The sequence below is a fragment of the Mucilaginibacter sp. JRF genome (assembly GCF_015223065.1).
Classification (GTDB): Bacteria; Bacteroidota; Bacteroidia; order Sphingobacteriales; family Sphingobacteriaceae; genus Mucilaginibacter.
Window position 1 is genome coordinate 1,136,959 of record NZ_JADFBY010000001.1, and the last position, 11,994, is coordinate 1,148,952.

The window sequence follows — 11,994 nt, forward strand, 5'->3', positions numbered from 1 at the left end:
CATTAATATTACATAACAATTTTACACTACTTCGGTTTACAAAAGCATGACAATTAGTTTACATGTTATGCCAGGTTACGCCCAGCGTTAACTATACCATACACTGTCCTGATAGCCAATTTATTATACACATCAGTTAACTCGCTATTGTTATTTTTATTAAGCAGATTAAGTGCGTAATGTTGTATCACCACCAGCGGCAGAACTATTTTTTCGCGTATGGCTATTGAACGGCGCTCAACCGGATAATCGGCCATCAAAACATCAGCGCCGGTAAGGTCAAGCAGCATACTTTTGGTTAGTTCAAATTCGCCTTTCAGCATTTTCCAGAAATCGCCGAATTTTTCGTCTTTCTCTAAATGCGCGGTAACCCTGAAATCTGATTTCGACATAGACATCATGCAGTTATCCAGCATGGTACGGAAAAACCCTGAGCCGTTGTACAATTCTTTAACCTGCTCCCACTTGCCCTCATTCTTCATTTTTTTAAGAGCTGTGCCTACACCGTAAAAGCCAGGTATACTCTGTTTTAACTGGCTCCAGGCGGTTACAAAGCTAATGGCACGCAGATCTTCAAGGCGTAGTTTTGAGTCGGAATTACGTTTAGTTGGGCGACTGCTAATGTTAACCAGCGATAAAAGTTTTATCGGACTAAATTGTTCAAGATACTCGGTAAACAACGGGTGCTCACGTAACTCCATAAACAATTTATAGCTCTCATCGGCCATGTCGCCTATTAGGGCTTTATGATTAGCATCCAGCAGATCGTGTTGATTAGGATGCAGTGCCGATACAATGCCCGCATGTATCAATTGCTCCATATTGAACCTTGCAGTTTCAACCGAGCCGTATTGTGAGCTAACCGTTTGACCTTGTATAGTAAGCTGTATATGTTTGTTAGCGATCTCCTGCCCCATTGATGAATAGAAACGATGCGTTTTACCACCACCACGTGCCGGTGGGCCGCCCCTGCCATCAAAGAATGATAGGTCAATACCGTATTTACGAGCCATAGCGGTAAGTTCAACCTTAGCTTTGTAGATCGACCAGTTGGCCATCAGGTAACCACCATCCTTGGTACTGTCAGAGAAACCAAGCATAATGGTTTGTGAGTTATCGCGCTGCTTAAGCTGCTCTTTGTAGAATGGATGAGTATAAAGTTTCTCCATTACACCGGCGGCATGTTTCAAATCGTTAACGGTTTCAAACAGCGGCACAAAATCAATGGTTAGGTGATCTTTTTCCCAGCCGCTCCATAAAAACAGGTCTATCAGCTGTAAAATATCTGATGCTTGCTGACAGTTACTGATAATGAAACGCTGACAAGCCTTTTCGCCGTTATTATGCTGTATCTTTTTAACCAGGCGGATAGTATTCAGCGTATCCTTTGTTAGTTCATCAGCATCATCAGGGCAAATAAAGTCAGCCTCGTTGAATTTGATGCTCTTTAACTTTTTAGCTTCATCAAGATCAAAGTACTCAGGCTTGATGCCGGTTTCGCTGATCTGTTCGCTGCCATATTTAAATACGTTGCGTAACACACGGCTATCCTGCCTTATATCAAGCGTAGCAAAGTAACAGCCGAACAAGCGCACCTTGCGTATCATTCCCTCTACAATATCTAAAAACAGACTGTCGTGATCTTTGATCAGGGTATCACGTATTGAGTTTAACAGGTCAAGTAATTCACCTTGCACATCATGAGGGTCACGCTGCGGGTTAAAGGCATTTTGATATAATACCTTCTCCAGGTTATCTAACTTTTTTTCAACCCCACGGAAAGTTATACGGCGTTTTAAAACCCGGTAATCGCGGTAGTAACATCTGAACAGCACCTGCCTCAATATTCGTACTACCGAACGTGTGGTTTCGGTTACCACATTTGGGTTACCATCACGGTCGCCACCCGGCCAAAAGCCCAATTCAAGTATTTGGTTTTTGGCGGCGATATCTATATCAAATTCATCCTCAAGTGTGGTTTGGATATTTGATAAGGCATGGTAAAAAATATTCTCCATGAACCAGATCAGGCTGGTAGCCTCATCAACCGGTGTTGGCGATGTTTTATTGAAGAAAGGCGTTTTGCCTAATTGCTGCAATAATTCATCAATGGTATTAATATCATTGTGTTTTAAAGCTTCAATTAAATCCGTCATGATGCCAAGCACCGTACCCGGATAAAACTGAGTTGGGTGTGCGGTAAGCACTAATCGTAACGACATTTCCTTCAGCTTATCGCTGATATCCTTACGTGCCTGATCGCTGATGTTAGCTTGCTGTAACAAACTTTGTAATGTACCTGCATCAGCAGCACGACCTATCTTACCGAATGAAGAATCCTCAATGGCATCAAAAAGCACAACCTGGCGCTCTATATACTGCAACAGGCGGAACATACGGTTGATCTGCTCCTCATGATCAATATCGGGCACGTTCTTGCTAAAAAACGAATTGATGATCTCCTCGGGAGATAAGCCTTCGTTTACTCCTTCCTCACAATGAGCAGTAAAAAACGGCAGCAAAATGCCGATCTCCTTTACCTGGTAAAACGGAAGTGTTTGAAATAAACTGTTATATAACTCAAAGCGGGCAACAACCTCATTATTAAAAGTTGCTTCTCTTTGGCTTAATTTTAACGATGCGGACATAGTTATTGTTGAAAGTTTGGGGCAAAACAAGCCGGTACAGTATTGCAGCCGACCATTATCGGCGTGAATTTAAATAAATTCGGCAAAAAACGGTCAGTTTGTGAATATTTATGGTCAATCATCAATCAAAAAGACATAATTATGGTATAAATAGTATCAATAAATAAAATACTTAAATTTGCACGGTGGCACTCAGTATACCCAATCCTATTAACGATTCGCAACAACGCGAGGTAAAAAGCTTTTTTTACAGCCAATATTTTTCGGATGGGTTGCGTTATACTGCCGGTATACTATTCCCCTCCCTCGCTTTTCTTCAATTTGGTTTATTAGATGTTGGCTTCACCCTGTCATTAGGTGCACTGTGTATGTCGGTAATTGATAGCCCGGGACCGGTTATCCATAAACGTAACGCCATGGGGCTTGGTAATGTGTGCCTATTCCTGGTATCGTTAATTACAGGCTTTGCCCGGTTAAATATCATCGCGCTTGGGGTTGAGATCACGCTGTTCAGCTTTCTGTTCTCGTTACTTATAGTGTATGGTAACCGTGCCGCATCAGTAGGTACGGCGGCCTTGCTGGCTATGGTATTTATGATGGGTAAGGATACCCACCCTAACGAGGTATTACAAGTGAGCCTTACACTGCTTGCCGGTGGTGTGTGGTATATGCTGTTCAGTTTGCTATTCTTCAGGATACGGCCATATCGTGCAGCGCAGCAAACCCTGGGCGAAAGCATTGGCGACATTGCCAAATTTCTGCGTATTAAGGCCGATTTTTATGATGTTAATACTGATATTGACGAGAACTATCGCAAGCTTGTTGCTCAGCAGGTGCATGTCAGCATACATCAGGACGCTGTGCGGGAAATACTGTTTAAAAGCCGTATAACGGTTAAGGAATCAACCAACGCCAGTCGTATTTTAGTTCTGACCTTTGTTGATCTGGTAGATATGTTTGAGCAGGTGATGGCTACCCATTACGACTACGGGCACATTCGCGAAAACTTTAAGGATACCGGCGTATTGGCTGCCGTTAACAAGATCATCTACAAAATGGCTGATGAGGTAGATAATGTTGCCTTTATGGTACTCTCTAACTTGCGCAATAAACGGGTGCTTGATCTGAGTAAGGATCTGGAACATATTAAGCAATTGATTGATGAAGCCAGAACTAAAAACAACAGCGCCAGTACCCTCGTACTAAAAAAGATACTCATCAACATACGCGCTCTTAACCAAAAGATACATAACATATACGATTACTATAATTCAAGCTCATCAAAGCTATTATTCGAGAATAAGGGCAAAATAGAGTACTCAAAATTTGTAACCCATCAGGATTACGCGGCTCATATTTTCTCTGATAACCTGAGCATGAATTCATCAGCCTTTAAGCACGCGTTAAGGGTATCGCTGGTATGTTTTGTGGGTTTTGTAATAGCTAAGTTTATCGCGCCAAGCCATCACAGTTACTGGATATTGCTTACCATCATCGTTATACTAAAGCCAGGCTTTAGCCTCTCAAAAGAACGCAATTACCACAGATTAATAGGCACCATAGTCGGTGGATTGATAGGTGTTTTGATACTGGCTTTGGTAAATAACAACAATGTATTGTTCGGGCTGATGGTTGTATTGATGATAGGTACTTACAGCTTTACAAGACTCAACTACATTGTCAGCGTAATATTCATGACACCCTTTGTGCTCATCATGCTTAAGTTTATAGGCATTGGGGGCTATAACATAGTTCAGGAACGGATATTGGATACTATAATAGGGTCATCGGTAGCCTTTATTGCCAGCTATTTTGTATTTCCATCCTGGGAGTTTGAGCAGATCAAGGAGAACTTGCGCGATGTTATTCATGCTAACGCCAATTATTTGGCTAAAATAGGTTATAGCATTGCCGGTAATAATATTGATGTTACGGAGTACAAACTGGCCCGTAAGGATGTGTTTGTTCAATCGGCCAATTTATCGGCAGCTTTCCAGCGCATGACATCCGAGCCTAAGAGCAAGCAGATAAAAATCAAGGATGTACATAAATTCGTAGTACTTAATCATATCCTTTCATCGTATACAGCTACCATTGCTGCCTCAATAATGGGTAAGCCTGCGCGCCGTGCAAGGCCCGAAGCCATACGATCAGTAAAGAAAAGTATTGCCTTGCTTAATGATGCCAGTAAAAAACTGTTTGGCCCGGTTGCCGAATTCAAGATAGAAAAACAACTTACCGACGAACCATCGGGCGAGATCACCATGCCCTCAGCAGATGATAACCTGCTTAAAGAACAGCTGGACTTTATCAATAAAATAAGCAACGACGTTATTAAAATAACTGATAGTATTTTACAATAACTGCGTAGCCAGATTTGCCAACTCGCTGCGTTCACCCTTTTGCAGGGTGATGTGCGCATACAGCGGATGATCTTTAGCCTTATCAATAAGGTACGATAGGCCATTACTCTCTGCATCCATATAAGGCGTGTCTATCTGGTAAATATCGCCAGTGAATACAAATTTGCTATTCTCTCCCGCCCTTGATATGATTGTTTTTACCTCGTGCGGGGTAAGGTTCTGTGCTTCGTCTACTATAAAAAATATCTTACTCAGCGTACGGCCACGAATAAATGCCAACGGCGTAATGGTTATTTTATCGTTACTCACCAATTCATCGATCTTGGCCTGCATCTTTTCATCTCCCGCGAACTGATCTTTAATAAATTTCAGGTTATCCCATATAGGAGCCATATATGGATCTATCTTTGATTTTACATCGCCGGGCAAAAAGCCTATGTCCTTGTTACTCAGGGGCACTATGGGGCGGGTAACATATATCTGCCTGTAAAACTTACGTTGTTCGAGCGCGCTGGCTAAGGCAAGCAAGGTTTTACCTGTACCGGCATTGCCTTGTATAGTCACCAGTTTAATATCCGGGTGCAACAAAGCATGAATGGCCAGCGCCTGCTCTGTATTACGCGGGAATATGTTGAGCACAGGTTGCTCGGTTACTTTTTCAAGCTGATGATTATTGGCATTGTAAAACGCTGCCGATGATGCTTTTTTGCTATTGAATATATAAAAGTGATTGCTTTTATATATCTGTGGGTCGAGCATTCCATTTGACAGGGTTAGCTGTTTATTCAGCTGACCGATGAATTTCTCGGTAGTTTTATCAACAGCGGTTACGCCGGTATAAAGCTCGCCAACATTTTTAACCTTACCGGTTTCGTAATCCTCAGCATTAATGTTTAACGATTTCGCTTTAAGGCGCAGGCAAATATCCTTTGATACCAATACCACCTTTTTTTGCGGATATTCTTCCTGAACACTTAGCGCGGCATTCAGTATACGGTGGTCAGTTTTTTCGGAACCGAATATTTCTTCAGCATCTTTGGTGGCCTTGTTATCCATGATCACCTTAAAGCTGCCGAGGCCTTTCTTTTTAAGCGGAGTCCACTCGTTAAGCAGGTTATCGCGCGATACATCATCTATCAATCTTAAAAAGCTGCGGGCTTCAAAGTTGCGGGTATCATTACCGTTCTTTTTATTATCGAGCTCCTCAAGCACCTCTACCGGGATGGCTACATCATGCTCCTTAAAGCTCTCGAACGCGTTATGATCATACAGTATAACCGAGGTATCAAGTACGAATATTTTTTTTTGCGCAGCCTGCCTGCTCCTGCCTTCCTTTGCCATATCCTACTAAATTAGGTATTTATGTTGCAGAAAAGCAAGTTTTTAAACCGCCTAAAGGTGCATACCCTGCTCGTCGAGTTTTAGCTTACGCAGATCAACTCCGTATTGTTGTTGATATTGTTTGGCGATACTATCGCTATACTTATTCAGGCCGCCGCTTTTTAGCGCGTTTTGCCAACCTGCGTGTACCACGGCAAATAGCATCTTCATCTCCTCGCCCAGTTTAGCACGCTCATAAGCATCATGATTTATCTTTTCGTTTTGCATCATGCTGGCGCCAACCTTAATGCGGGTGGCGGCAACTGCGGCTACAGCTGGCTCGGTATTAACCTTGTTAGCTATCATCCAGTTGAGTACCTGGTAGGCTGTAACAATATCACCGGCATCCTTATAACTAAAATTATATTTAGCGGTTACAGTGGTGAATATCTTATCAAAGTCAGTATTCCTGAACGTTTCGGTACCTTCTGTTAGTTTGGCCCGTTTAAGCATGGCATCCATAACCTCGGCCTTTATTTTATGGTGCGGGTTATAAGTGAGCCTATCGGTACGTTTGGTTGCCTTGTAGTTTTTGCCGGTGATGTTTTTCATTACCAAGCCATTGATATGGCCGGTTAAATATGCTTGCTGGGTAGCAAAGCTATTATCTATCATGGTTTGCATAACATCCTGCGCCTTTATACGGGCACTACATATTATGCTCACCAATATTATTAAGAGTATCTTTTTCATGGGTTGATGATGTGGAGTATAAATTATTCGGTATCAACAAACGGATCGCCTCCAATAAATATCATGGTATTGGTAGCCTTTGGCGGTGTGCCCGATGCACCCATAGCGAATGATTGGGTGATGGTTTTGCCACCATCATAAGTGAATGTAATGCTATGTGCCGATATTTTATAAGTGCCGCCTCCCTTGGTGACTTTGCCCGCAGTGGCGTTTGGTGTTGATATGCCGCTGTTGCTACCTGTAGTGAAATGCGTGGCATCAACAAATTGTATTTTGTTGATGGTTAACGCCATGGTGCCATTGCCATAATCGCCGCCTGTGGTTTTCTTGTATTCCTTTTTTAAAGGTAATGATGGGCTGTATGCAAACGCCGGAAACCAGTTGCCTGCACCCAGTTTATAATCGTGGGTTTTATTTTTATAGTTGGTGAGGTAAAATACCGCCCCTGTTTTTTTCCAGGTGCCCCAGGCTTTTGGGCGTGCGCTTTTTGATGCGGCTACATCAATATTGTCAATTGGCTCCTCGCCTACCTCTAAGTACTCGCCATTTTTAAATAGCACAACCAGTTCAAACGTAATAGCCGCCGGGTAGCCGCTTATAGCCCTAAAGTACCAGCCCTCAACAGCCGGTGCAGCATTGTTTGTTTTGGGATAAATGTTTTTGTTAGATGAATAGCCCGGATTGCTGATTCCAACAATTAACACGAAAGCTATTAAAAAAGATAAGATGATGGTTTTCATGATATAATGTTTTGGTAATAGATAACATTATAACCATCAAACAGTTGGTTTTATTTTGTGAAGCAATAAAATCAACCTAAAGATAATATGGAGTTTAAATTGCTATAAAAAGCAAAACGGAAGCTTCCTCTGTTCGATTCAACTTCCGTTTTTAACCTCTCGCCAGCCGTAGCCGCCTCAAGGCACCAAGTTTTGTGTGATCTTTCACCGACCGGCCCTCGCTGTATACCTTCGCAGGTTACAACTACTCTCACGGTCATTACTTCGCGTCGTTTTTACTCCGTAGAGCGCCACGATCTCCGTAACACCTCGCTAACTGTACGTTTTGTTTAAATCACTTTCGATCATTAATCTGTTTGTTCAGTTCAGGTACTTCCTTGCATCTTTCGCTCCTCCTAAGATTCGCCCGATCCAATTCCGTTTTCCTGTGAGGTTGTCAAAGTACGTCGTTCTTGATAATACTAAGGTAGTCACAATGTTAACCCGTGTCAAGTATTTTTTGAATGTTTTTATTAACAGGTTATGCACAATTTTTCAAACATCACAATCAACTGATATTTAGATAGATATTGCCATTTTTGATAGCTTACAAACATCTATCTTATTCACACAAAATCAGCTTACAGCTAAAAATTGGCTCAAATGCATCTGATCAAAAAATCTTAAAAACGTTAATTTATTGAAAATCAATAGTCTTCATCGTCGTCATCAAACAAGCCAGAAGCCTGACTATAGGCAGCCTGCAATTCTGAGTAAGCATGATTGTCGCGCTTTTCGCGGGTAATGCGCATACCGGTTTGGTAAGTTTCAATAGCATCATCCTTACGGTTAAGTGCTTCGTATAATTTACCCAGATGGTAGTAAGTGCCGGTATAGCCGGGGTGATTGGTTGTCAGATCCTCATAATAAGCCAGCGCCTTTTCGGTATCATTCAATCTCAAATATTCGGTAGCCAGGGCGTATTTCAAAAATTCGTCGTTCGGCTCATTCTTTATAAATTCCAACAGTTTCTCTAACCTGCTCGCTTCCATATTATGATGATGTTTTTTATAAGTTGCTTATTTCAGTAAAGCGCAAAAATAGCTTTTAAGTACTAAACCCCGAATAAAGCAGCCCGCTTTGTCGGGGCAATTTTGTATATTCGGCTCAATTTTAGTTCGGGTAAGCTATAACAAAAAACCTTAACTGTAATTATTTTAAACAAACATGCCTGAGCATCGTTTTTTGCAAATAAAAGTATACAGTTTCGGGGCAGGTGATGGCTTGAGTTAATGCCTTAAAAAGTAAAGCATACAGATACACACGGCACAGGCCGAAGGGTTTTGCGATGGGAAACAACATGAAGAAAATTGAGCTGGATATTGTAGGGCTGTCATACAGCCAAACACAATCCGGCGCGTATGCCCTTGTTTTGGGCGAAATAAACGGCAGGCGCAGGTTACCGATCATCATCGGTAGTTTTGAGGCACAGGCCATAGCTATCGAGATCGAGAAGATGACCCCCAGTCGTCCCTTAACGCACGATCTTTTTAAAACCTTTGCGCAATCATTCAACATCAACGTACAAGAGGTTATTATTTACAACCTGGTTGATGGTATTTTTTATGCCAAACTGATATGCAGCGATGGCAAACGTACTATGGAGATAGATGCCCGTACGTCAGACGCTATTGCCATTTCGGTAAGGTTTAGCTGCCCTATTTATACTTACGAATTTATCCTCTCAACCGCTGGTATTGTTATAGAAGGCAACGAGTTTGTTTATCTTGAGAATATTAACGAGGGTGTTACTGAAGATAAGCCTACTGTTACCGCATCGGCAAGTAATTATGCATCGTTAAGTGAAGATGAGTTGCGCACCCGCTTGCAGGAAGCCCTGAACGAAGAAGCCTACGAAAAGGCCGCCAAACTACGCGACGAATTAAATCGTCGTAAATCATCCTGATAAATATTACGACATAAATGATATGATGAACGCTGCCATAATTGGTGGCGTTTTTCTTTTTAGAATAACTATTTTCGCGTTTTATTATATCGCAATATTTCGCTACTTTCCGCTTTTAAATACTTAACTGACTATTATTTTACTACTCAATACTTTATGAATATTAAGTTCCGCTTAATACTGATGAACTTTATGCAGTTCTTTATTTGGGGAGCCTGGCTACTCACTATCGGTGCATATTGGTTTCAAAACAAACAATGGTCGGGCGCGCAATTTGGCGCTATCTTTTCAACCATGGGTATCTCGGCCATATTTATGCCTGCACTGGCCGGTATCATATCCGACAGATACATTAACGCTGAAAAATTATATGGCATTATGCACATTGGCGGCGCAGCAGTACTTTTTTGCCTGCCAATGGTTACCAACCCGGTAACGTTTTTTTGGGTGATGCTGATCAATATGTTTTTTTACATGCCCACCCTTTCATTATCAATAACGGTTGCTTACTCGGCACTTAAAAATGAAAAGAAAGATGTAGTGAAAGATTACCCCCCTATCCGTTTTTGGGGCACAGTAGGTTTTATTGCAGCCTTATGGACAGTGAGCATCAGCCATAATGAAACTTCAGCCAATCAATTTTATATTGCCTGTGCCGTAGCGTTAGCTTTAGGTTTATATGCTTTCACCCTGCCTAAAGCCAGGCCAATGCTTAATAAAGCCACAGGAGTGCTTGCATCAGGCAGCTTAGGCTTAAACGCGTTCAAATTACTGCGTGATCCCCGTTTTGCTATATTTTTCGCTTTCTCCTTACTTCTTGGCGCTGCTTTGCAACTAACCAATGCTTATGGCGATACCTACATACACGGGTTCGCTGAAATGGCGCAGTATAAGGATACCTGGGCTGTAAAATATCCGGCTATCATCATGTCGATATCTCAGTTCTCTGAAACGGGATTTATTTTAGCCATACCTTTCTTTTTGCGAAAGTTTGGCATTAAATACGTAATGCTATTTAGTATGCTGGCCTGGGTATTGCGTTTCGGGCTATTCGCTTTTGGTAATCCTGACGATGGTTTATGGATGATCATCCTGTCGTGCATTGTGTATGGTATGGCATTCGACTTTTTCAATATATCAGGCTCACTGTTTGTAGAAACCCAAACCACGCCCGAAATTCGTGGCAGCGCGCAAGGTTTATTCATGATGATGGTTAACGGCTTTGGCGCGGTATTCGGCAGCCTGGCCAGCGGTTTCCTGATCGATAAGTTCTTCACCAATCCGGATAACACAAAGGACTGGCATGGAATCTGGCTAACCTTTGCAGGCTATGCTTTGGTTATAGCGGTAATATTCCCGTTTGTATTTAAGTACAAACATAATGCGGCGCTTAAACACGCTATTGAACATGCTTAAGTTGAAAATACTATAAAACAAGAAAGGCTCCTTTAGCGGGAGCCTTTCTTGTTTGCAACTGTCTGTTAAGATGGTAGATTATAGCGAGAATATCTTGTAAGCTAAAGTAAGGTTGAACAGGTTTACACGAGCGTTTGATGCGCCATCGTTGTAGGTTTGTTTAGTTAAGCCATACTCGTAACGTAGGTCGATAGATAGATCGCGGATATCAACGCCCGCACCTACCTGCCATGCAAAGTTTTGGTTTTTGATATCGGTTAAGGTTACAGCATTGCCTACGGCGTTACCAAAGCTCTGATCATCATTTATTTTGAATGACACTAATGGGCCTGTGTAAAAACGACCACCGAAACCAAATGCGCCAACCTTAGTACCAACTAACAAAGGCAGGTCAATACTGGTGAATTTTACATTATTTACGGCAGTTACTCCACCTTCGCTTTGTTCTATTTTAACGTTTTTACCGGTTAGGTAAAGCTCAGGCTGAAAGTGGAAGCCTAAACCACCTACTCTCGCCCAAAAACCGCCAAGGTAACCGGCACGGTTGCCTGCATCAAAAGTGTTGTTTGATAGATTAAAGCTCGACAAGTTGACACCAGCCTTTGCACCAAATTGAAAATTTGGAATAAGCTGCGCCGAAGCAAAATAAGTAGCCCCAAAAAAGAAGGCCAACATGAGTGTAAATTTTTTCATGAGAGGTTTTTGTTGTTTAACAAAGAGATTGAAATTTTGTGCTAAGTAACATCAAATACATGAAAAATGTGTGATATTTTGGTTGAACTATTTTATATTGATTGACATCTCTGCCA

Annotated in this window: 9 protein-coding genes; 3 read left to right on the forward strand and 6 right to left on the reverse strand. The window is 41.9% G+C overall.

The window, feature by feature from the left end:
* Window positions 1-65: 65 nt before the first annotated feature.
* Window positions 66-2,648 (reverse strand): phosphoenolpyruvate carboxylase, encoded by a 2,583-nt coding sequence (locus IM792_RS04700; RefSeq protein ID WP_194100621.1) that lies wholly within the window; start codon window positions 2,646-2,648, stop codon window positions 66-68.
* A gap of 185 nt (window positions 2,649-2,833) precedes the next feature.
* On the opposite strand from IM792_RS04700, the gene IM792_RS04705 reads away from it, so the two are divergent.
* Window positions 2,834-5,011, forward strand: a complete 2,178-nt coding sequence (locus tag IM792_RS04705) for an FUSC family membrane protein (RefSeq protein WP_347343792.1) — start codon at window positions 2,834-2,836, stop codon at window positions 5,009-5,011.
* On the opposite strand, the gene IM792_RS04710 is transcribed toward IM792_RS04705, so the two are convergent.
* The 4 genes from IM792_RS04710 to IM792_RS04725 form a co-directional block, all read right to left on the reverse strand.
* A complete protein-coding gene (locus tag IM792_RS04710) occupies window positions 5,003-6,352 on the reverse strand; it encodes a PhoH family protein (protein WP_194100622.1) in 1,350 nt (449 codons plus the stop codon). The two genes, IM792_RS04705 and IM792_RS04710, sit on opposite strands and share 9 nt — an antisense overlap.
* A gap of 51 nt (window positions 6,353-6,403) precedes the next feature.
* The gene (locus IM792_RS04715) at window positions 6,404-7,084 is read right to left on the reverse strand and encodes a hypothetical protein (RefSeq protein WP_194100623.1); all 681 of its coding nucleotides are present in this window, start codon (window positions 7,082-7,084) and stop codon (window positions 6,404-6,406) included.
* Window positions 7,085-7,107: 23 nt separating this feature from the next.
* Complete coding sequence (locus tag IM792_RS04720) at window positions 7,108-7,824, reverse strand: hypothetical protein (RefSeq protein WP_194100624.1); 717 nt, start codon at window positions 7,822-7,824, stop codon at window positions 7,108-7,110.
* A gap of 686 nt (window positions 7,825-8,510) precedes the next feature.
* Window positions 8,511-8,855, reverse strand: a complete 345-nt coding sequence (locus IM792_RS04725; protein ID WP_194100625.1) for a tetratricopeptide repeat protein — start codon at window positions 8,853-8,855, stop codon at window positions 8,511-8,513.
* A gap of 308 nt (window positions 8,856-9,163) precedes the next feature.
* On the opposite strand from IM792_RS04725, the gene IM792_RS04730 reads away from it, so the two are divergent.
* Complete coding sequence (locus IM792_RS04730) at window positions 9,164-9,769, forward strand: bifunctional nuclease family protein (RefSeq protein ID WP_194100626.1); 606 nt, start codon at window positions 9,164-9,166, stop codon at window positions 9,767-9,769.
* Window positions 9,770-9,925: 156 nt separating this feature from the next.
* Complete coding sequence (locus tag IM792_RS04735) at window positions 9,926-11,185, forward strand: nucleoside permease (protein ID WP_194100627.1); 1,260 nt, start codon at window positions 9,926-9,928, stop codon at window positions 11,183-11,185.
* Between the two features lie 78 nt (window positions 11,186-11,263).
* Here the strand turns inward: IM792_RS04735 and IM792_RS04740 are convergent, their stop codons facing one another.
* Window positions 11,264-11,878, reverse strand: a complete 615-nt coding sequence (locus IM792_RS04740) for a porin family protein (RefSeq protein ID WP_194100628.1) — start codon at window positions 11,876-11,878, stop codon at window positions 11,264-11,266.
* Window positions 11,879-11,994: the final 116 nt, after the last annotated feature.